Raw genomic sequence first — 21,514 nt, 5'->3', positions numbered from 1 at the left:
GGAATTGTCATGTCAAAAAAACCACTGATTTATTTTTTGTGCACAGGTAACTCCTGCCGTAGCCAAATGGCAGAAGGTTGGGCGAGACATCTCGGTAAGGACAAGATTGAGGTTTACAGTGCAGGAATTGAAACGCATGGTCTCAACCCGCGTGCCGTGGCAGCGATGAAGGAAGCAGGTGTGGACATCTCCGACCATACATCGGATTTGATTGACCCTGAGATTCTCAACAAAGCCGACTATGTGATCACTCTTTGCGGTGATGCCAACGACAAATGCCCCGTCACACCGCCACATGTCCATCGCCTGCACTGGGGATTTGAAGACCCTGCCAAAGCGACAGGGTCTGAAGAGGAAATTACCGCAAAGTTTCGTGAAGTACGGGATGCCATTAAAGAACGCATTGCGAAATTTTTAGAGGAGGAAATCAACCAATGACGATCAAACGTGTGCACGTTTCCGTGAGATGTAGCCGAAATCCCTGGATTGGAGGAGAAGGAAGATGTAAACATCACCGTCCACAACAATCGCCTTCATCTCAGCAGGAAAATCAAACAGATGGGCGAGCAAGAGGACGAGAACGTGCATCGAACGGAACGTTACTATGGGCAATTTTCCCGTATCGTGCCCTTACCGAGTGCCGTGGATGACACGGGAGCGAAAGCGTTGTATAGGAACGCCGTACTGGAAGTCAGGTTTCCGAAGAGCCAGAAGCAAATAGGTCGTCAGATTGACGTGGATTTTCACTGAAACGCATGTACTATGTGCCCCTTGGAGAGACTCCGAGGGGTTTTTTCGTATTCCATGATGTCGAAGAAGTATTTGAAATCAACCGTCCTTCCCTTAACTCAACGGGAATAGGGCTGGTGATTACTCTCTATAACGTGTGCCCTTAATTCTTCGTCTTGGGCGTTTGCCCTGGTGTTGCTTGGTGTGCATTCGGTGATCGCAACGATGATGGATATTGCGGAGTCATACCTGGGTCTAAGTTTTTTGATGATTTCAGGTCGGACTCGAACCCGATGTCTGTTGTCTTTGCGCTGTACGTCGAGGCAATTCCTGGGTCGGGGTTCGGTTGCGCTGGTTTACCCTGCAATTGTGGCGGAACGGCATGTGGGGTCGCTGGACCCGCTATATGCTTTGCGTCATGTGTGTTATTCGCCAGACCTGTGGAACTTAAGCCAATTCCCAAAATTGCCAGTGAAATCACCGGCGATACGATCACAGCTACAAATCGTTTCCTCACGACAAGTCCCCTCCATAAAAGAACACTTTAGAACGACACGTTAGCTAAATGAAAGCTTACCATTCAAGAATTTAGCCACAGGTATGTCTGTCACTTCGTTGTATCGGCTTTTTGCCCGTCTGTATTGGAAATTGTGATTCACCAAAACACCAAGTCAGGAGGCGATTAGAGACTGCCTGGTGGTCGTCTCAGACTTATCGGGCATAATTCCATATGCCCTGAAAATTGCGCAGGTACGGGCTTTTTCACGCTCCCTTCCTGCACGATTCTGTCCCTTCGCCCTTCTGTAACCTTTTCCCAATTTCAAATTCGAAAATTGAAAATCAGCCATTTTGCATTTCTAACTATGTCCCCATAAAACAATCTCCCGCAAATTCCCCCTTCTCTCCCCGCATAACTCCGTCCCCAGTTTTTCCCTCAGAAAATAAAGTCCTTCAAAGATCGGGCTTTTCCCCGATTTTTTGATCCGATTTTTGAAGCAGAACTTTATTCTTGAGAAAATAAAGTCGGGCAGAAAGCAGGGGGAAAGGGCTTGTGGGATAAGGGATTTCCGAGTTTATCCAGCCATTTCCCCCGCGTTGGATCAGGACTTTATTCTCGCTGAAGCAGGAGATTATTTGGGATTGCAGGAGATTGTTATTTGGCTACATCCTCTCTGATCAGCCGCGCGCAGCACTCCACATGGCTGGTCTGCGGAAACATGTCCACCGGCTGCACCTCGGCCACGCGGTAGCCAACGTCGCACAGCACGCGGAGGTCCCGCGCCAGCGTCGCCGGGTTGCAGGATACGTATACCACCCGCCGCGGCCGAGCCTCGAGGACCGCGTCCAGCACGCGCCGGTCGCAGCCGCGCCGCGGGGGATCGAGCAGCACCACGTCGAAGCGCCGGCCCTCCGCAGTCCAGCGCGGCAGCACCCGCTCCACCTGGCCGACCACAAACGACGCGTTGTCGATCCCGTTGTGCGCCGCGTTCACCCGCGCGTCGGCGACGGCCGCCGCCACCGTCTCGATCCCGGCCACCTTTCGCACCCGCCGCGCGAACATAAGCGCCAGCGTGCCCGTCCCGCAGTAGCCGTCGAGCACCCGGTCCGCCGGCCGCGCCTCCGCATACGCGAGCGCCGTCTCATACAGGCGCCGGGCCTGCAGCGTGTTGACCTGGAAGAACGAGCGCGGCGAGATGAGAAACTCCAGATCGCCGATGCGCTCCGTCAGGTGATGGTCTCCCGCCAACACGTCCACGGTACGTCCCCACACCGGGCCGTGCCGGTTCGGTTGCACGGTGCGGGCCACGCTGACCACCGGCGGGATCGCCAGGACGCGTTCGGCTACCTCCTCGAGCGGCACATCCTCCGCCTCGGCCGCGAACACCACCATCTGCGCCCCCGTCGTGAACGACTGCCGTACAATCAGGTGGTGCACCCGGGCCGCGCGAGCCCCGAGAGAATTGGTCAGCTCGCCCGCCACCGCCTGGATGGTGCGCTCCATCTCAACGGGCTCCAGGTGGCAGCCCGGGGCCGGAACCAGCGCGTGGCTCCCCGGCGCGAAGAACGCCGGGGTCAGGGAGCGGGTCGCGGGATCGAACGAGAGCGGCACCTGCACCTGGTTGCGGTAGCGCCAGGGCTTCGCCATGCCGAGCGTCGGGTGGACCGGCACGCCTTCGATCCGCGCGATCCGCCGAAGCGCCTGCACCACCACCTCGCGCTTGTGAGCGAGCTGCGCATCGTACGCCAGGTGCTGCAGTTGGCATCCCCCGCAGGTCCCAAAAGCGGCGCATGGCGGCGCGACGCGCGCCTGCGCGTCACTCCGCCGCTGAACGATCCGGCCGCGCGCGAACCGCCGCTCGACCGTGGTGATCTCGATCTCCGCCTGCTCCCCCGGCAGCAGGCCCGGCACGAACACGGTCAACCCTTCGATGGAGGCCACCCCGTCGCCATCGTCGTTGAGGCGCACCGCCTCCACCTCATGTCGATCCCCCGGCCGCACGGGCATGCCGCCGGCCCCAGCACCGCCGGCCGAGCCAGCCGCAGCCCCGCCGGGCGCTCCGGACGCTCCGGACGCCTCAGCCGGCCCGGCTCCGTGGCCGAGCGGGTCCGCGTCCACGCCTCGTGCCGTCACTTGCCGATGCGCTCCAGGATCATCTTGTTGACGACCGCCGGGTTGGCCCTGCCCTTGGTCGCCTTCATCGTCTGGCCGACCAGGGCGCCGAGCGCCTTCTCCTTGCCGTTCAGGTAGTCCTGTACCGACTTCGGGTTGTTGGCGATCACCTCGTCGATGATGGCTGCCAACGCGCCCTCGTCGCTGATCTGCTCAAACCCGTGCTCGCGGATCACCGTCGGCGCGTCCTTGCCCGTCTCGCACATGATCTTGAACACATCGCGGGCCTGCTTGATGGAGATGGTGCCCTTGTTCACCTCGGTGATGAGTCCCGCCAGGTGCGACGGGGACACCGGCGCCTCCTGGATGCTCAGGCCCTGGGCGTTGACGTACCCAAGCACATCCGTCATCACCCAGTTGCTCGCCGCCTTCGGATCCGCGCCTGCCGCCACCACCGCCTCGAAGTACGTCGCGACCCCGATGTCGCTGGTCAGCACCCCCGCGTCATACGCCGGCAGATTGAACTCCCGCTCGTATCGATCCCGCTTCTGCAACGGAAGCTCCGGCAAGCCCTCGCGCACCCGGGCCAGCCACGCGTCGTCCACGCGCAGACGCACCAGATCCGGCTCCGGGAAGTAGCGGTAATCGTGCGCCTCCTCCTTGGTGCGCATGGAGACCGTCGTCTGCGTCGCCTCGTCGAAGCGGCGCGTCTCCTGCTCCACGCGGCCCCCGCTCGACAGCACCTCCGTCTGGCGCTGCACCTCGTATTCCAACGCCTTCTGCACGAACCGGAACGAGTTGATGTTTTTGAGCTCCGTCTTCTCGCCGAACTTCGTCTCCCCCACCGGTCGCAGGGAGATGTTCGCGTCGCAGCGGAGCGACCCTTCCTCCATGCGGCAGTCGGAGACGTCGCAGTACTGCATGATGGAGCGGATCGCTTCCAGGTACAGCCGCGCCTCCTCCGGCGAGCGGATGTCCGGCTTCGACACGATCTCAATCAACGGCACGCCCGTGCGGTTGTAGTCCACCAACGAGTGCGACCCGTCCGGCGCGTGCATCGACTTGCCCGCGTCCTCCTCCAGGTGGACGCGGACGATGCCAATGCGTTTGCGCTCTCCGTTCACGTCAATTTCGACCCAGCCGTCCTCGCCGATGGGCTGATCGTACTGAGAGATCTGGTACCCCTTCGGCAGGTCCGGGTAGAAATAGTTTTTGCGGTCGAACTTGCAATCCTGGTTGATGCGGCAGTTGAGCGCCAGCGCCGCCTTCAGGGCCAGCTCCACCGCCTCGCGGTTGAGCACCGGCAGGGTGCCGGGGTGCCCCATGCACACCGGGCAGACATTGGTGTTCGGCGGGGCGCCGAACTGGGTGGAACAGCCGCAGAAGATCTTCGTCTTCGTCTTGAGCTCCACGTGCACTTCCAGGCCGATGACCGTCTCAAACTGCGTCGTCATTGCTCCACCCCCGGCAGCGGCATCTCGAATCCGCGCAGCTGCTCGTACGCGTGCGCGGCCGCCAGCAACGTCTTCTCGTCAAACGCCCGGCCGACCAACTGCAGCCCCACCGGCAGCCCTGCCTCCGTCAGGCCGCACGGCACGCTGATACCCGGCAACCCGGCCAGGTTGGCGGGGATGGTGTAGATGTCGTTGAGGTACATCTGCAGCGGATCGTCCACCTTCTCGCCCAGCCGGAAGGCCGGTGTCGGTGCGGTCGGCGTGGCGATCACGTCGCAGGCCTCGAACGCCTTCTGGTAATCCTCTCGGATCAGCGTGCGCATTTTCTGGGCCCGCAGGTAGTACGCGTCGTAGTACCCGGAGGACAGGGCGTAGGTGCCGATCATGATGCGCCGCTTGACCTCCAGACCAAAGCCTTCGCTGCGCGTGCGTTCGTACATGTCGATGAGCGAGTCGCCGGAAACGCGCTTGCCGTAGCGTACGCCGTCGTAGCGAGCGAGGTTGGAGGACGCCTCCGCCGGCGCGATGAGGTAGTAGGTGGCCACCGCGTAGTGCATGTGCGGCAGGCTCACCTCGACCACCTCGGCACCCGCCCCCTCCAGGGTAGCGATCGCCGCCTCGACCAGGCGTTTGACCTCCGGATCGAGCCCTTCCTGGCTGAGGTCGCGCACGACGCCGATCCGCAGGCCCTTCACACCTCGTTCCAGGCCGCTGACGAAGTCATCCACCGGCTCCGGGGCGGACGTGGAGTCGAAGGGATCGTGCCCGCTGATGGCCTGAAGCACGTACGCCGCGTCCTCGGCCGTGCGCGTGAAGGGGCCGATCTGGTCGAGCGACGAGGCGAACGCAATCAGCCCGTAACGGGAGACGCGCCCGTAGGTCGGTTTCAGCCCGACGACGCCGCAGAAGGATGCCGGTTGACGGATGGATCCGCCGGTATCCGAACCCAGCGCATACGGCACCATCCCGGCTGCCACCGCTGCGGCTGACCCGCCGCTCGAGCCGCCCGGCACGCAGTCTGGATTGTACGGGTTGCGCGTCTTCTTGTAGGCGGAGTTCTCAGTGGACGATCCCATCGCGAACTCGTCCAGGTTCGTCTTCCCGACGAGCACCCCGCCGGCCTGGCGGAGTTTGTCCGCCACGGTGGCCGAATACGGCGGCACGTATCCCTCGAGAATGCGGCTGGCGGCCGTGGTCGGGAGGCCTTCGGTGCACAGGTTGTCCTTCAGGGCGTAGGGGATGCCAAACAACGGATGGTTCGGCGTCTCGCCATCGAGGCGGCGGGCCGCCCCCAGCGCGCCCTCCTCGTCCACGTGCAGAAACGCGCCGATGCGATCGTCCAACGCCCGGATGCGGGCGAGCGACGCCTCCGCCCACTCGGACGGCTTGCTCTCACGCCGGCGCAGGGATTCCATGATGTGTTTGACGGTATGTACGGCCATCGTCAACCCTCCAGTACGGCCGGCACGCGCACCTGCTCACCGTCGGTGTCGGGTGCATTCGCCAGTGCGCGCTCGCGCGGCAGGCTGGGCCGGGGTTCATCTTCTCGCAGCACGTTGACGAGCGCAAACGGATGGCTGGTCGGCGGGACGTCGGCGAGATCGACCGACTGCAGCTCGTCCGCGTAGCCGATGATGTCGCTCAACTGCGGCGCGAGCCGGGCCGCCTCTTCCTCACTGACCGCGAGGCGCGCCAACTTCGCCACATGGCGCACGGTGTCGGCTGAAATTTTCACGGGGTTCCCTCCTCACAGTGAAACGCCGGACGCTCGTCCACCGCATGGGTGCACGGCCCGGCAGGATGTCACAGGCAGGGCATTCGTTGGGGATTATAGCACATACGCGGTCCGCGCCGCACGGCGGCGTTGGCGCCGGCGGGATCGACCGCCGCACCGAAGCACCCCGCAGGGGCCGCCTCAATGAGACATGAGCAGCACCACGATGGAGGCCAGCGAGAAGCACACGCCGAGCAGGTACAGAAACGCCACCGTCTGCACCTGGCTCAGCCCGGACTTCATCAGGAGGTGAAAGGTGTGCCCCTTGTCGGCCACATAGATGGGCCGGTTCTCGCGGACGCGCCGGATGACGACCCAGACGGTGTCGAGGATGGGCACGCCGAGAGCCAATACGGGCACGACCAGCGACACCAGCGTCGCGCTCTTGAACGCGCCGCCCACGGCAATGGCGGCCAGGACGTAGCCGAGGAACGTCGCCCCCGCATCTCCCATGAAGATACGCGCCGGGTGGAAGTTGTGGCGCAAAAACCCGAGCGCAGCGCCCATCAGGACGACGGCGAAGACGGCCATGGCCGCCTGTCCCTTGAGGAGGGCGATGAAAAACAGCGACATCGCCGAGATGGCCGACAATCCGGCGGCCAGCCCGTCGACGCCGTCGAGGAAGTTGATCATGTTGGTGATGGCGACCACCCACAGGATGGTGGCCACCCACGACAGCCACTCGGGGAACGTGTAATACGTCCCGCCCCAAGGCACGCTCACACCCCCGATGCTCACGCCGAAACAGAGCAGCACGACAGCGGCGAGGATCTGGGTGAGGAACTTGGGCAGTGCCTTGAAGTCCCGGCCGCGCGTCTTGTAGTAGTCGTCCACCACACCGATGGCGAAGATGAGAAAGCCGCCCACCGCGATGCCCCAGAACGTGTTTCCCGCATGCTCAAACAGGGCCGAGGTGACGACGACACCGACGTACAGCGCCAGTCCTCCCAACAGGGGCACCGGTTCCTTGTGGATCTTGCGCTGGTTGGGCCGGTCCACGAATCCGGTGCGCAGGGCGATCCGGCGCACGTACGGCACCAGCGCGTAGACGATCACGAAGGCGGTGAGGAAACTCAGGATGTAATACCACGCCGGATGCGTTCCCAAACGGCAACACCCTTCCTGAAGCTAAGCCAAAACCTGAGTCAAAACCTGCGTGAATGGCCCGCCGACGCAGACCGCGCGGCATATGGCCGCCTTACACCCATTCGGTGCGCGGACGCGGTTTCTGTCGAATCAGCGCGCGGACGTTTGAACCGAATCCCATTATACTCTTCTGGCCCTGTACATACATATGGGATGAGGCGTCCGCCGCCGGTAATTCCAATCCCACAGGGAGGGATGGATCTTGACCCAGAATGAACTCATCCTCGCTTGCGTCATCGGTGTCCCGGTCGTGTTCGCGCTTGGCCGGTTGTCCACGCGGGTCACCTGGTTCCACGCCAAGAACGAGGAGAAGTACACAGTCCCCGAGTTCGTGCGCGGCCAGAAGTGACCACCCGGCCCCCGGTGGTGCGCCCGGCGCCTGTCCGGGCGCTCCCACGGGCACGCCGAACGCATTCGGGCCGAACCGGGAGCTCAAACGGTTTCCGCCTCGCCACAGAGCACCGCACCGCGCATGGCGCATTCTACTGGACGGCGCACCCGCGCGACAGGTTACACGGAGGCACCGAGATCGCGCAGGCGAGCCAAGAATGCCGCCTCGTCCCAGATCTCCAGTCCGGGCGTCTGTCCGCTCTCAATCAGCGCCCTCGCTTTGTCCAGTTTCGATCCCGCTTTCTCCCCCGCGACCACCACATCCGTCTTGCGGCTGACGCTGCCTGCGACGCTGCCACCGAACCGCTCGATCCACCCGGTGGCCGTCTGTCGCTCCATCGTCTGAAGCGTCCCCGTCAGCACGAACGTGCGGCCTGCCCAAGGGAGCGAGGCGTCCTCCGCGCCCGGGCCGCCCGGCCCGAGGTAGCGGGTGTTGACCCCGGCCTCACGCAGCCGGGCGATGAGCGACTGGGCCCCCTCGCCCCGGAAATAGGTGACAATGCTCTCCGCCATCTTCGGGCCGATCTCGCGGATCGCCGTGAGTTCCTCGACGTCCGCCGCCATGAGGGCATCGAGATCGCCGAAGTGGCGCGCCAGCGTCTTCGCGGCCTTTTCGCCGACCAGCCGGATGCCGAGGCCGAACAGGAGCCGCTCCAGCGAGTTGCCTTTGCTCCGTTCAATCGAGTCCAGCAGGTTGCTCGCCGACTTGTCCCCCATGCGTGCCAGGCCCAGCAACTGTTCCTTCCTCAGGCGGTACAGGTCCGCGGCGTCCCGCACCAGTCCGTGCGCGAGAAGCGCGTCCACCCACTGCTCGCCGAGCCCGACGATGTTCATCGCGTCCCGCGAGGCGAAGTGGATGAGCGCCTCGCGGATGAGCGCCGGGCAAGCCGGGTTGATGCACCGCCACGCGACCTCGTCGGGCAGGCGGTGCAAGGGTTCCCCGCACCGCGGGCAGCTATCCGGCATCCGGAACGGGACCTCGTCCCCGGTGCGGCGCTCGGGAAGCGAACGCACCACTTCAGGAATAATATCCCCTGCCTTCTGCACGACGATGACGTCTCCGATGCGGATATCCCGCTCCCGGATGAGGTCCTCGTTGTGCAGGGATGCGCGCGTCACCGTGGTGCCCGCGAGGAAGACCGGATCAAACACGGCGGTCGGCGTCACGGCTCCCGTACGGCCGACGCTCAGCTCGATGGTGCGCAGCACCGTCTCGGCCTGTTCCGCGGCGTACTTGTACGCGATGGCCCAGCGCGGGCTCTTCGCTGTGGCGCCGAGGGCCTGTTGGACGGCGAGATCGTCCACCTTCACCACCATGCCGTCGGTGGCGTAAGGCAAATCGTGCCGCTTGTCCGCCCACGCCTCGATGTACCGGATCACGTCCTCGATGTCGTCGTACACGGCATAGGAGGGGTTGACGGGCAGCCCAAGTTCGGCCATCCAGGCGAGGGCCTCGCTGTGGGTGGCGACGGGCGCGGGCGGGTCGGCTTCGGCCAGGGCGTAGGTGAACATCGACAGCCCGCGGGATGCGGCGACCTTCGGATCCAGCTGGCGGAGCGATCCCGCCGCCGCGTTGCGCGGATTCGCGAACAACGGCTCTCCGGCGGCCTCGCGCTGCTCGTTGAGGCGCAGGAAGGCGCGCTTGGGCATGTACGCCTCACCGCGCACCTCGACGGTCACCGGCTGACGAAGCACGAGCGGCACGGCGCGGATGGTGCGGATGTTGGCGGTGATGTCCTCGCCCGTCTCGCCGTCCCCGCGCGTGGCGCCCCGCACCAACCGGCCGTCCTCGTAGCGCAGGCTGACCGCCAGGCCGTCGATCTTCAGCTCGCACACATACCGCACGGCCCGGCCGGCGGCCTCGCGCACCCGCCGGTCGAAGTCGCGCATCTCATCCGGACTGTAGGCGTTGGCCAGCGACAGCATGGGGATGTCGTGGCGCACCTTGACGAATCCTTCGAGCGGCTGGCCGCCGACGCGCTGCGTCGGAGAGTCGGGTGTCACCAGCGCCGGGTACGCCGCCTCGATGGCCGACAGTTCGCGCATCAGCCGGTCGTATTCGGCGTCCGGGATCTCCGGCTGATCCAGCACGTGGTAGAGGTAATCGTGGTGGCGGATGGTCTCCCGCAGCGCCTCCGCGCGGGCGCGCGCCTCCGCCTCCGTCGCTGGGACGGGGATGGTCATGGGGCCTCCTCCTTCGGATCGCGTGTCCATGGCTGTGAATCCCGTATGGTTCGTTTGGCCGTTTCGCGGTTTCCGCGTCACCCGGGGTCAATCGGCCTTGCGGATGGGGGCGAACCTGGCCGCCAAACGCTTGATGCCGGTGGGAGCCGGGAAGGCGATGGTCAACTCCTGATCGTCCCCCGCGCCGTGCACCTCGACCACGGTGCCGCGGCCCCACTTGCGGTGCTCCACCTTGTCGCCGGCCCGGTACTGTGCAACGCGGTCCGGTGTGAACGGATCACCCGCCGCGGGGACGCCGGCAGCAGCACTGCCCTTGGCCCCGGCGTCCCGCACCCCTGTGCTCTGTCCGTCCGCCGCATCTCGCCCGGACGACCCGGGTCTCGGTGACCACGGTGCCCTCGGACGCCGGCCGGGATCGTCCAACTGCACGTGCTCTGGCGGCATCTCCCCGAGAAACCGGGACGGCATGCAGGCCCGGTACTGCCCGAAGATGGTCCGCGTCGTGCACGTCGTCAGATACAGTTTCTCCCGCGCACGCGTCACGCCCACGTAGCAGAGCCGCCGCTCCTCCTCCATCTCCCGTTCGGAGTCGATCGCGCGGCTGTGCGGAAACAACCCCTCCTCCATGCCGGGCATAAACACAATCGGAAACTCCAACCCTTTGGCGGCGTGCAGGGTCATCAGCGAGACCTTGTTCTCTTCCGCCGCACCCGGGTCCGGCTTGCCCTGGTTGAGATCGGTGTCCGCGAGGAGGGCCACCTCGGCGAGGAATTCGGCCAGCGGATCGCCATACAAGACGGTGTCCTCCATTTCGCCGATGTGCGCGTCCTCCGCGGCGTCACTGTCCGCGCCGTCCTCCCCGTGGATGCCGGCCGCCGGGGCAGTGCCGCTGAGTCCAGCACCCCCGCCGCGCACCGCGATCACGCCTCCGGCTGCCTCCCACCGCTGGTCGAACTCTCGCGTCACGGACAGGAACTCGTCCAGGTTCTCCACGCGCGCCTCCGCCTCCAGGGTCTTTTCGGCCGCCAGCGCCCGCCGGTAGCCGGTGTGCTCGAGTACTTGTTCGGTCAGTTCGGTGACCGAGAGAAACGGACGCATCTGGCGCAGTTGATCCAGGGTTTCCACAAACTCACCCAGCGCCTTGAGCGCCTTGCCGGACACGCCGGCCTCCCCCGCCCGCCGGCATGCCTCCAGCAGCGGGACGCCGTGCACGGCGGACCAATGCTGCAGCTTGTCCATCGTGCCATCGCCGATGCCCCGCTTCGGCACGTTGACGATCCGCTGCAGGCTGATGTCGTCCGCCGGGTTGTGGATGAGGCGCAGGTACGCGAGGACGTCGCGGATCTCCTTTCGATCATAGAATTTCACGCCGCCGAAGATCCGGTACGGGATGCCCTGCTCCAGCATCGCTTCTTCGATCACGCGCGATTGCGCATTGACGCGGTACAGCACGGCCATCTCGCTCCAGTCGCGGCCCTGGCGCCGGTACTGCTCCATCTTTCCGACGATGTACGCGGCCTCGGCCCGCTCGTCCACCGCCCGGTACAACGTGGCCGGTTCTCCCTCGGGGTTGTCCGTCCAGAGGGTCTTCTCCTTGCGCTCGACGTTGTGTCGGATGACCTCGTTGGCGATGGCGAGGATGGTCTTCGTGGAGCGGTAGTTTTGCTCCAGCCGGATGACGGTCGCATCCGGGTAGTCGCGCTCGAACTGCAGGATGTTCTGGATATCGGCGCCGCGCCAACCGTAGATGGACTGATCGGAGTCGCCGACCACGCACAGATTGCGCCGCTTGTCCGCCAGCAGCCGGACCAGCCGATACTGGGCGTGGTTGGTGTCCTGGTACTCGTCGACGTGAATGTAGTGAAAGCGCCGGTGGTAGAACTCGAGTACGTCCGGCGCCTGTTCGAACAGCTGCACCGTCTTCAGAATGAGATCGTCAAAGTCGAGGGCGTTGTTCGCTTTCAGCCGCCGCTCGTACTCGAGGTACACGTCCCCCACGACGCGTTCGAACGGATTGCCTGCGCGATCGCGCACCTGCGCCGCCGTCCTGAGCACGTTTTTCGCGTTGCTGATGGCCGACAACACGGCCCTCGGCTCATATCGCTTGCTGTCGATGTTCAGGTCCGCCAGGATGCGCTTGACGGTGGCGAGCTGGTCGCCGTCGTCGAGGATGGTGAAGCCGCGCTGGTAGCCGAGCCGCTGGATGTCGCGGCGGAGGATGCGGACACACATGGCGTGGAACGTCATGGCCCAGATGTCCTGGGCGATGGGGCCGACCAGCCCCTCGATGCGATCGCGCATCTCCCGCGCCGCCTTGTTCGTGAACGTGATGGCCAGGATGCTCCACGGCGCCGCACGCCGGGTGCCGATGAGATACGCGATGCGGCGCGTCAACACGCTCGTCTTGCCGCTGCCCGCCCCGGCCAGGATGAGCAGCGGCCCGTCGGTGTGTTCGACGGCGGCGCGCTGCATCGGATTCAAGCCGGCGAGGATGCCGTCCACCTCCGGCGTCGCTGCACGCACAAGCACTCCACCTTTCCACGTGATCCCCGTTTTCGGTCCATCCACATTTGCGATCCGATCTGCGTTTGCGATTTATCACGACTTCCGCGTTTGCGATCCATCACGGTTTCCGGTCGGTCTCTGAGGTCGATCCCGTCGTCCCGCCCGTCCGGTTTCCGGTCGATCCGGATCCCCATTGAGCCGTTTTGCGTCCCTCCCATTATAGTACATATGTTCGGGGGTTGTCCGGTCCGGTCCGGGTCGGCCATGTGGATTCGAGGCGTTGTGGGCCGGCAGGGCCAGCGGAGACGCGGGGGCGAACGGGGATTGATCTGTTGCGGGATCGATATGGAACGGCGGAACCCACCCTGTTCCGCCGATTTTCCTTTTGAGGTCTCTGATTGAATGCACCGGGTTGTCAATGGGTTGAAAATGGGGGGAATGGGTTGTTCATGGGGGAATTGGGTTGACTGCGGGCCCCCCCATTCATGCGGTTGCGAACGAATTGTGTTTAATCCAGCGGCCACGCGATCAGATAACAACTGTTCCGTATTTATCCGCGCACCTCAGCACCCTGATAGCGACCGTTTTGCACGTATCCGCGTTCATCAGAGGTGCCGTCCACCCCGATAAATCAACTTCTTCACCTTAATCCATCGGCCCGGCCCGAAGTAACATCAAAACGTCCGTTACCGTCCCGATTCCCCGCTACGTTAACATCAAAACTGCAATTGGTCTCATGACCGCGTCTCCTCACAGGGCATCCGACCCACAGCCCCAACGCCCCAGCCGAAGCACCCACAGCGCAAGCGCCTCCGACCCATGCGCCCCCACAGCCCAGGCACCCCAGCCCAAGCGCCCCCCGCCCAGACCCTGCCCACAATGCCGGACGCGTCAGATCGGCAGATGACTCCGGCTTGAGTGCAACCGGTACCTGCGGATCCGCACACCCTCGCGCACCGGCTCCAACCAATGATTCTCCATGAGCCGCCGCATGTGCCTCGCTGCCGTCGCAGGCGTGATGTTCAGCTGCCGTGCGGCCCACCGGGGTGTCACGGGCGTGCTCGTCCTCGCTGCCAGCCGCACCAATTCGCGTTCAACCAGGCTCAATCTCTGTAATACCCGCGTGGATTGCCCAGACAGTCTGCCCAGCAGCTGCTGGATCGTCTGCTGGCATACGCGGGGGCGTTCCTCGATGTCGCTGTACGCGAATCGGAGCACCAGCCACCCGTCGATGACCAGGTGGTTCTGCCGTTGCAGATGATCGGAGAACTGCTGTTTTGTGATTTCCCGCCAGTGCGGTCCTTTTCCGTCGATCTCGAGGGCAATCCGATGGCCGTCTCGAATGAACGCAAAGTCGACGTACCGCTTGCCATCCCGAAAATCGCGAACCTCATACTGTGAATACAGGTCTGTAAAGTCCCCGAATGCGGGCCACCAGACATTTTCCAGAAACCTGTATTCTGCATGGCCCAATCCCTCCAGCAGGCGGCCTTGCCTCCCCCCATCCGCCTCTCGCAAGTGCGCCTCCACAAATCTTTTGTAGGCTGTGGCGAAGTCGATATTCGATCCCACGGTCGCGCTCCCCCTCCCCACACCGCCGAAGCCTCCGGAAGCCGTCCACACACGCCCCCATCCGGAGCTCCTCGCGGCAGGTCTGCACGGTCTCACCTGTACGTGACACCGTTATCCCCTTCCATACCACGAACGCCAGGAGCGGTCGATGACACCCAGGGAGATTTGGCAGTTTCCAGAAAACCCATCGCGGCGGTGCACACCACCCAACGCCACAGCCCCAACGCCACAGCCCCAACGCCACAGCCCCAACGCCACAGCCCCTACACCACAGCCCGGGCCCGTGCAAAGCCGCAAAGCCGCGGCAACCGCCGCGGCCCCGGCCCCCACCTCTCTAATGCCTCCTGCGCGCCCGCCTCTCCTACGCCTCCTGCGCGCCCGTCTCCTCCGCCTCCGGCGGCAACAGCTCCGCCGCCCGATCCACCGGCAGCTCCTGCACCCGCTGCAGCCGCCGCTCGATCGTCCGCGTGCGGCGCGTCGCCGTCTCGATGGAGTGGCTCGCCTCCTGCAGCTTCTTCTGCGTCTTCTGCAACAGCTCGCCAAACGCCCCGAACTGCGTCTTGATGGCCCCCAGCAGCTCCCACACCTCGCTGGAACGCTTCTGGATCGCCAGCGTCCGAAAGCCCATCTGCAGGCTGTTGAGCAAAGCCGTCAGCGTCGTCGGCCCCGCCATCACCACGCGGAACTCGCGCTGCACCGCCTCCATCATGCCCGACTGGCGCAGCACCTCCGCGAACAGCCCTTCCGTCGGCAGATACAGGATCGCGAAGTCCGTCGTGTACGGCGGGTGGATGTATTTGTCGTGGATCGATCGCGCTTCCGCCCGGATCCGCTGCTGCAACGCCCGGGCCGCCTCCTGAAATGCCGCCGCGTCCCCTGCGTCCTGCGCGTCGAGCATCCTCTGGTAGTCCTCCATTGGAAACTTGCAGTCGATGGGCAGGTACACCACCTCGCCTTCGTCCCCCTGGCCCGGCAGTCGGATGGCGAACTCGACCCGCTCATTCGATCCCGCGCGCACCGCCACATTCTTCTCATACTGCTCCGGGGACAACAGCTGCTGCAGAAGCATCTCCAGCTGGACCTCGCCGAACGTCCCGCGCGCTTTGACGTTCGTCAGCACCCGCTTCAGGTCGCCGACGTTGGCCGCCAGCGACTGCATCTCACCGAGGCCCTTATGGACCGCCTCCAGACGGTCGCTCACCTGCCGGAAGGACGCCGCCAACCGCTGCTCCAAGGTCGCGTGCAGCTTTTCGTCCACCGTCTGCCGCATCCGCTCCATCTGCCGGGCGTTGTCCTCCTGCAGTTGGCGCAGGCGATCGTCCACCACTCGCCGCACCGCCTCCAACCGCTGCTCGTTGGCGTCCGTCAGGTGTTTCAACTGGCCCGCGAACGCCTCCAGCAACACCCGCTGCTGTTCCCCCAACCGCTGCATCTGGTAGGCCGTCCCCTCGTTGACTTGGCTCGTCATGCGGACAAACCCCGCCTGAATGGCGTCCGCCGTCCGCTGCAGCTGACCCGCCAGCTCCTCGCGCAACAGCTTCGCCTGTTGGCTGAACTCCTGGCGCACCCCCGCGATCGCCCGGTCCAACGCCGACACCATCTCCATTCGCAGCGCTTCCTGCTGTCGCTGTTGGTCCCGCCCGCCATCCGCCCGGCGTGACAGGCGAACCCACAGCGCCAGTTGCAGCAGCACCATCCCCCACAACACCCACTGCACCGCGTCCAAGCGAATTCCCCCTTGCATTCTCGTATAAATCAAGACACCCGCCTCCGTCTGGAAGCGGGTGTTCTCACGGCTGGTCGGAATGACAGGACTCGAACCTGCGGCCTCACGGTCCCGAACCGTGCGCTCTACCACCTGAGCTACATTCCGTCGGCTGCGCCGGACAAAAGGTAATATACCACCCGGATAAACGAGCGTCAACCTCTCGCGCCTGGAATCTCTCACCGCCTTGGCGATCCCGCCGCCGGCATCCTGAAACAAACCAAAAGGGGCGGCCTTGGCCGCCCCGTGCCATGCATCCCAACACACGCTGTGTTACGCCGATGCCTTGCCCCCCGCGCTCTGGGTCGGGTGCTCTTTCTCCCCTTCCCACATCGTCCACAGGTTCAGGACCGCGGTGACGATGCCGAGGATCACGCTCGTCCATACCTCGCCCTCGTTGCCCGTCAGGGACAGCACGAAGGGTTGCAGGATGAACCACACGCCGGTGACGAACGAGACCCAGTTCTGCCAGACGCGCCAGTTCGGCCGATTGACGTAGGCCGCCCACACGGAGGCAATCACCTGGATGGCACCGAACACCACACTCGTCCATACGGCGCCGCTGACGTCAGCGAAACCGAGCACCCACGGCGCAATGATGAACCAGACACCGATGATGGCATTCAACCCGTTCCGCCATTTCATCTCGCGACACCTCCGGAAGTTTTGTGATTCACTTACGTATTGAAAGTAACTCCGCCCCCGTGTGGGTGTCAAAGTTCATCCAGGTCAATTTTTGCCTGTTAACATAATTCGATCGCGATCGCATGCAAACAACCCTGAATCCCGCGCACAAGCTTTTCCGCACGGGCCAAACCTTTCCCTTGGGCTGTCTCCCCCGCAGGTGCCCACATCCCGGAGTCACCCGCACACGCTCCCCACTGATGCCGCAAAAACACGGCGCGGTCCCCCGCACTGCCGCCAGGGGACCGCGTTGCCACCGCAGGCCGATGCGGAGTCGCCGGGTCTCAGTGCACCCCCGTCAGTTCGCGGACCGGCGCATACGCCTGGCCGATGCGCTGCATGTATGTCGCCGAAGCCTGTTCCGTCGGGTAGTAACCTTTCTTGATCATGTATTGCGATACCTCGAACGCGTGCCGGCAGCACATCCTGAATGCGTCCTCCAAGAAGGTGCGCAGCTGCGGGTCCGTGCACTCCATCGCCGCCCAGGCGTAATCGCGGCCCGCGCGCTTGAGCGTCAACAGGTACGACGTCGCAATCGAGCGGTCATCCAGCGCCGTCATCTGCGGATTCGGCGTCACCGGCTGCGCCAAGTGATGGGCGCCCCCCGCCGTCGCCGGCGGCATGGGGGGCACCGCCAGCTTCTGCTGGCTCGTCTGTCTGGTCGCCCACTCGACTTTCATGTTGTAATCCTGAATGTGCGCGGCCATGTGCTTCTGCAGGATGCCTTTCAGCTCCTGGCACTTGACCTGGCTCAGAAACAACCCCATGCAGTTGATGGAGTTGACGCAGCTCATCAGCAGTTCATTCAGCTCACACGCCTCGTGGGTCATCAAAGGCATTTGTGCACGCCTCCTCGTCTCGTAGGGTTTAAACGATTGTCATCGTCACCAACCATCCGTCCCCGCATGCGCCGCGGAACTGGAAGTTGCCGGCACGCTCGCAGAATCGGCGTCTCCCGCCTGGCATAACGTCCATGGCGGAGGACCACACTTTTTCAGTGAAACCGTCGGGCGCAACCATCCGCCGGGGTGCTTGCGGACCGGCGGACCACGTCTTCTCGCGACGGGAGTGTGCACCATGCCGGTCCATCACCCTGCCCGCCTCTCTTGGCCCCGCCTCATCCGGGTCTCTCTGTGGAACGCGGCGGCCAAGCTGGTCTTCTACGCTCTGGTGCTGTCGGTCGCGTCTGCCCTGTGGCCGGATCTGTACCCGTCCTGGGTGCCAGCAGCGTGCACCGTCCTCGTCCTCACCGCGATCGGCGTCATCGGCGACGCCACGCTCGTCGCGCGCTTTGGCAACGTGCCGCCGCTGGTGCTCGGCTTCTTCGGCATGACCGCCATCCTCTGGGGTCTCGCCCGGCTCTGGCCCGCGGCGCACATGACCCTCGATCGCGCCTGCGCCATCGCCCTCGCCCTCGGCGCGGTGGAGTTTTTCCTGCACCGGTACGTCCTCGAAGCCCTCTACGGGCCCCATCGCGAGTCGTCATAATTTTCCCAATCCCCAGTGTCACAAACCGCCCATACCCGGCGAATGATATGGCAGGACCATTCCGCCGAAGGGAGGTTTCACCGTGAACCTCGTACACCTGTTGGAACAGGCGGTCCTGCGCGCTCCCCATCACCCCTGCCTGATGCATAAACAGGACGGCCAGTGGCAGACCCTTACGTACCAGGCGTTCTGGGAGAACGTCCTACACTTCGCCGCTGGCATCCGCAAATGCGGCGTGCGCCCTGGGGACAAGGTCGCCATCCTCGCCACCAACCGCCCCGAGTGGGCGATCGCCGACTACGCCCTGTTGGCCCTCGGCGCTGTCGTCGTGCCTGTCTATCCCACCCTGCCGCGCGACCAGGTCCTGTTCATCCTCGACAACGCCGAGGTCAGCCATATCATCGTCGAGGACGCGGCGCAGTACGAGAAGATCATGCAGCCCTGGCCGCCCAACCTGAGGTTGGCCGTGGTCATGCGCGACGAGACCATGCCGCGTACGCCCCAGCGCCGCTGGCTGCCGTTTTGGGATGTGGTACGGCTCGGCCAGCCGCCCTTTACCACCGATCCGGTCGATCCCTCCGCCATCCCCGACGACCGCCTGGCCACCATCGTTCACACCTCCGGCACCTCCGGGCGGCCCAAGGGTGTCATGCTGTCGCACCGCAATATCGTGCACAACGTCCAGGCCAGCCTGCAGTTGCTTCCGGTCGATCCCGCCGACATCTCCCTGTCCTACCTGCCGCTCTCGCACATCTTCGAGCGCACAGTGGGCCAGTTCGCCGCCCTGTCCTCCGGGGCCACGGTCGCCTATGCGGAATCCATCGATGCGCTGCGGGACAACCTGCTGGAGGTCCGGCCCACCATCCTCGTCACGGTGCCGCGCCTGCTCGAAAAGGTGTACGCCGGCATCCAGGAGCGGCTGGCGCGCTTGCCCAAACCGGTCCGCAGGTGGTTGGAGGCCGGTCTCTCCAGCGACAAAACCACGGGCTTGACCTACCGACTGGTCAATCGGTTGGTGTACGACAAGTTGCGCGCCGGCCTCGGCGGGCGGGTGCGGGTCATCGTCTCCGGCGGGGCGGCGCTGTCCCCCGAGATCGCCCGCTTCTACACCCGGGCCGGGATCCCGGTTCACGAAGGGTACGGGATGACCGAGGCGGCCCCCGTGATCGCGGCCAACCCCGCCGGGGCCAACCGGCCCGGGACCGTCGGCGTGCCCCTGCCCGGGGTGCAGGTGCGGCTGGCGGAGGATGGCGAGCTGCTGGTCCGCGGACCCAACGTGATGATGGGCTATTACCGGGCGCCGGACGAGACGGAGGAGGCCTTGCGCGGCGGCTGGCTGCACACCGGGGACATCGCCGTGATGGAAGACGGGTACCTGCGGATCGTCGACCGGAAGAAGAACATCCTCGTGCTCGCCACCGGGAAGAACGTCGCCCCCGGCCCCGTCGAGACGGCCATCGCGCTCAGCCCGTACGTCTCCAGCGCCGTCCTCATCGGGGACGGGCGGAAGTACGTCACCTGCGTGGTCTCTCCGGACCTTCACGCCCTCGGCACCTTGGCGGAAAAGCTGGGCCTGGAAGGAGGGCCTGCCGAGTGGGTCCGCCACCCGGCCGTGCGCCGGCTGTACGCGGAGGAGATCCGGCGCGCCGTCGAGGGGTTCGCCCCGTTCGAACAGCCGAAGCGAGCCGTGCTCTTGCCGGAGGAGTTCTCCATCGAAGGCGGCGAGTTGACCCCCACCCTCAAGGTGCGCAACCAGATCATCATGCGCCGCTATGGCGCCGAGATCGAAGGGATGTACGCCGGCACCGACTATCTCGCCATCTTCGAGGACGGCGCGGACGATCCGCCGGTCCCCCCGGCCCCCGGACTTCCCGGCCCGATCGGAGCCAGTTCGGCGGACCACGTCGCGCCGCGCGCCGCCCCGAGTGAATCACCCGCCGCGCAGACCCGGCGATTCCCTCGGCGCCGCTGGGCGGTGGCCGGAGGAATTGGCCTGTGCCTCGTGACGGCGGGTGCCGCTGCGGCGGCCGCCGCGCGGGGACCGGCCCGGCTGTGGAACCTCCCCGCCCTGGTGCGGCAGATGGCCGGGACCAATGACGAAATCAACGGCGCCAACGGCCAGATCGTCCGCCATCTTCAGGACATCGATGCCCTCGCCGGGCGAGCGCCGCAGATGGCGGGGCAGCTGAGCCAGGTCAACCAGAGCATCGCGCGGGATCGAAACACGTTGGCGAAGCTGGACGATCTCAGCCGCCAGGAGGTGGCCCTCAGCCAACAGTTTCTGACTCTCGCCCAGTCGATGAAGACCGACCTCCAGGCCATCGGCGCTTCCTCCCAGACCCAGAAGAAAGCGCTGGCTGCCATGGGCGGTCACCCAAATTGATGACCTGAACGCGGCCACACGCAGCATCAACGACCAGTTGGCCGGCGCCGGTCGCTCAGGACAAGAGACCCTGGCGGACATCGCCAAGGCGCTCGGCCAGCTCCAGGACGCGCTCGCGGGTTTGGGTTCGAACGTGGACGCGCTCCACCGCGTGGTCCAGTCGGACGCCGCGAATCTCGCGGACATGCGCCAGCAGGTGCACGAGATGGACGCCAAGATCCCGGGGCTGTTGCGGTGACGGAGCCGTCAAGCGGCTGCGGAAAGGCCGGTTTTTCGAGAAAGGGGGAGCGTGCACCGTGAAACCCGACATCCTTCGTGTCCTGTCCACGCCGAAGGTGCTGGTCGTCGCCTGCCTGGCCGGCCTAGGCGCGGGCGGGTTGATCCAGGTGGGGCTGCAGCGGGACATGGCCGCGAAGTCGGCGCAGTTGCAGGCGCAGGTGGCGCGCGCGGAGGGCCAGAGCGGGCAGATGAAGACGAGCGTGTCCGGCCTGTCCGATCTCGCGGACACCACCCAGTCCATGCGGTCGGTGCTGGTCCAGATGGAACGGACCACCGCCCACATGGATCAGGGACTCGCCACCCTCGCCGCCACAGTGGGAGGGATTGAACAGGATGTGTCTGCGCTGGCGGGATCGACCACCGGATCGGACGCCCAGGTGCAACAGGCCATCGCCACTGCCCAGGCGCTGCTGAACCAAGTGCAGGCCATCCAAGGGGTGAATCAGGACGTGGTTCGGTATCTGCAGGCGATGGTGGCGGACCAGACGCAGATCAACCGCGACCTGGCGGACATGAACCAAAAGACGGCCCTCATCCCGTGAGGAGGTGA

18 protein-coding genes and 1 tRNA gene are annotated in these 21,514 nt (G+C 64.7%); 7 read left to right on the top strand and 12 right to left on the bottom strand.

Annotation, left to right across the window (positions count from 1 at the left end; genetic code table 11):
* The first annotated feature begins 9 nt into the window (after nucleotides 1–9).
* Nucleotides 10–438 carry an arsenate reductase (thioredoxin) gene (arsC, locus tag N687_RS0115610; RefSeq protein WP_029422742.1) on the top strand — a complete coding sequence of 143 codons (429 nt, stop codon included), beginning with the start codon at nucleotides 10–12 and terminating at the stop codon, nucleotides 436–438.
* A gap of 39 nt (nucleotides 439–477) precedes the next feature.
* Nucleotides 478–750 carry an Hsp20/alpha crystallin family protein gene (locus N687_RS0115605; protein WP_051663328.1) on the top strand — a complete coding sequence of 91 codons (273 nt, stop codon included), beginning with the start codon at nucleotides 478–480 and terminating at the stop codon, nucleotides 748–750.
* A 1,132-nt stretch (nucleotides 751–1,882) separates the two neighbouring features.
* On the opposite strand, the gene rlmD is transcribed toward N687_RS0115605, so the two are convergent.
* The 5 genes from rlmD to N687_RS0115580 all read right to left on the bottom strand — a co-directional run bounded on the left by rlmD (nucleotide 1,883) and on the right by N687_RS0115580 (nucleotide 7,675).
* A complete protein-coding gene (gene rlmD / locus N687_RS0115600) occupies nucleotides 1,883–3,361 on the bottom strand; it encodes a 23S rRNA (uracil(1939)-C(5))-methyltransferase RlmD (RefSeq protein WP_051663327.1) in 1,479 nt (492 codons plus the stop codon).
* Nucleotides 3,358–4,794: an Asp-tRNA(Asn)/Glu-tRNA(Gln) amidotransferase subunit GatB gene (gatB, locus tag N687_RS0115595; RefSeq protein WP_029422739.1), complete on the bottom strand. Its 1,437-nt coding sequence runs from the start codon at nucleotides 4,792–4,794 to the stop codon at nucleotides 3,358–3,360. Before gatB ends, rlmD begins: the two co-directional genes overlap by 4 nt.
* Entirely contained in the window at nucleotides 4,791–6,242 is a 1,452-nt protein-coding gene (gene gatA, locus N687_RS0115590; RefSeq protein WP_231493502.1) for an Asp-tRNA(Asn)/Glu-tRNA(Gln) amidotransferase subunit GatA, read from the bottom strand. Before gatA ends, gatB begins: the two co-directional genes overlap by 4 nt.
* Entirely contained in the window at nucleotides 6,239–6,529 is a 291-nt protein-coding gene (gene gatC / locus N687_RS0115585; protein ID WP_029422737.1) for an Asp-tRNA(Asn)/Glu-tRNA(Gln) amidotransferase subunit GatC, read from the bottom strand. The genes gatA and gatC overlap by 4 nt, the downstream gene beginning before the upstream one ends.
* Nucleotides 6,530–6,709: 180 nt before the next feature.
* On the bottom strand, nucleotides 6,710–7,675 hold the full coding sequence (locus tag N687_RS0115580; protein WP_029422736.1) for an MraY family glycosyltransferase: 966 nt from the start codon (nucleotides 7,673–7,675) through the stop codon (nucleotides 6,710–6,712).
* A gap of 241 nt (nucleotides 7,676–7,916) precedes the next feature.
* Between N687_RS0115580 and N687_RS24030 the strand changes: the two genes are divergently transcribed.
* The gene (locus N687_RS24030; protein WP_156040175.1) at nucleotides 7,917–8,063 is read left to right on the top strand and encodes a hypothetical protein; all 147 of its coding nucleotides are present in this window, start codon (nucleotides 7,917–7,919) and stop codon (nucleotides 8,061–8,063) included.
* A 161-nt stretch (nucleotides 8,064–8,224) separates the two neighbouring features.
* Here N687_RS24030 and ligA read toward each other — a convergent pair whose 3' ends face one another.
* The 7 genes from ligA to N687_RS0115540 all read right to left on the bottom strand — a co-directional run bounded on the left by ligA (nucleotide 8,225) and on the right by N687_RS0115540 (nucleotide 17,653).
* Entirely contained in the window at nucleotides 8,225–10,288 is a 2,064-nt protein-coding gene (gene ligA, locus N687_RS0115570) for an NAD-dependent DNA ligase LigA (RefSeq protein WP_029422735.1), read from the bottom strand.
* A gap of 87 nt (nucleotides 10,289–10,375) precedes the next feature.
* Nucleotides 10,376–12,760 carry a UvrD-helicase domain-containing protein gene (locus N687_RS0115565; RefSeq protein WP_051663628.1) on the bottom strand — a complete coding sequence of 795 codons (2,385 nt, stop codon included), beginning with the start codon at nucleotides 12,758–12,760 and terminating at the stop codon, nucleotides 10,376–10,378.
* Nucleotides 12,761–13,684: 924 nt separating this feature from the next.
* On the bottom strand, nucleotides 13,685–14,365 hold the full coding sequence (locus tag N687_RS0115560; protein WP_029422733.1) for a hypothetical protein: 681 nt from the start codon (nucleotides 14,363–14,365) through the stop codon (nucleotides 13,685–13,687).
* A gap of 361 nt (nucleotides 14,366–14,726) precedes the next feature.
* Nucleotides 14,727–16,082 carry a DNA recombination protein RmuC gene (gene rmuC / locus N687_RS0115555; RefSeq protein ID WP_231493628.1) on the bottom strand — a complete coding sequence of 452 codons (1,356 nt, stop codon included), beginning with the start codon at nucleotides 16,080–16,082 and terminating at the stop codon, nucleotides 14,727–14,729.
* 80 nt (nucleotides 16,083–16,162) lie between these two features.
* Nucleotides 16,163–16,238: transfer RNA gene (locus N687_RS0115550), tRNA-Pro, on the bottom strand.
* Nucleotides 16,239–16,403: 165 nt separating this feature from the next.
* Entirely contained in the window at nucleotides 16,404–16,775 is a 372-nt protein-coding gene (locus N687_RS0115545; protein WP_035462402.1) for an SPW repeat protein, read from the bottom strand.
* A gap of 323 nt (nucleotides 16,776–17,098) precedes the next feature.
* The gene (locus tag N687_RS0115540) at nucleotides 17,099–17,653 is read right to left on the bottom strand and encodes a spore coat protein (RefSeq protein WP_029422730.1); all 555 of its coding nucleotides are present in this window, start codon (nucleotides 17,651–17,653) and stop codon (nucleotides 17,099–17,101) included.
* A 238-nt stretch (nucleotides 17,654–17,891) separates the two neighbouring features.
* On the opposite strand from N687_RS0115540, the gene N687_RS0115535 reads away from it, so the two are divergent.
* The 4 genes from N687_RS0115535 (at nucleotide 17,892) to N687_RS0115520 (ending at nucleotide 21,506) form a co-directional block, all read left to right on the top strand.
* Nucleotides 17,892–18,302 (top strand): DUF2512 family protein, encoded by a 411-nt coding sequence (locus N687_RS0115535; protein ID WP_029422729.1) that lies wholly within the window; start codon nucleotides 17,892–17,894, stop codon nucleotides 18,300–18,302.
* An 82-nt stretch (nucleotides 18,303–18,384) separates the two neighbouring features.
* Nucleotides 18,385–20,685, top strand: a complete 2,301-nt coding sequence (locus N687_RS0115530; RefSeq protein WP_051663325.1) for an AMP-dependent synthetase/ligase — start codon at nucleotides 18,385–18,387, stop codon at nucleotides 20,683–20,685.
* A gap of 37 nt (nucleotides 20,686–20,722) precedes the next feature.
* Nucleotides 20,723–20,923, top strand: coding sequence for a DUF3130 family protein (locus N687_RS0115525; protein ID WP_029422727.1), 201 nt, complete (start codon nucleotides 20,723–20,725; stop codon nucleotides 20,921–20,923).
* Nucleotides 20,924–20,981: 58 nt separating this feature from the next.
* The gene (locus N687_RS0115520) at nucleotides 20,982–21,506 is read left to right on the top strand and encodes a hypothetical protein (protein WP_029422726.1); all 525 of its coding nucleotides are present in this window, start codon (nucleotides 20,982–20,984) and stop codon (nucleotides 21,504–21,506) included.
* Nucleotides 21,507–21,514 lie beyond the last annotated feature (8 nt).

This window comes from Alicyclobacillus macrosporangiidus CPP55 (genome assembly GCF_000702485.1).
In the GTDB taxonomy this organism is placed as follows: Bacteria; Bacillota; Bacilli; order Alicyclobacillales; family Alicyclobacillaceae; genus Alicyclobacillus_H; species Alicyclobacillus_H macrosporangiidus_B.
The sequence above is the reverse complement of the archived record's forward strand: the minus strand, read 5'-3'. Positions and strand labels throughout refer to the sequence as shown.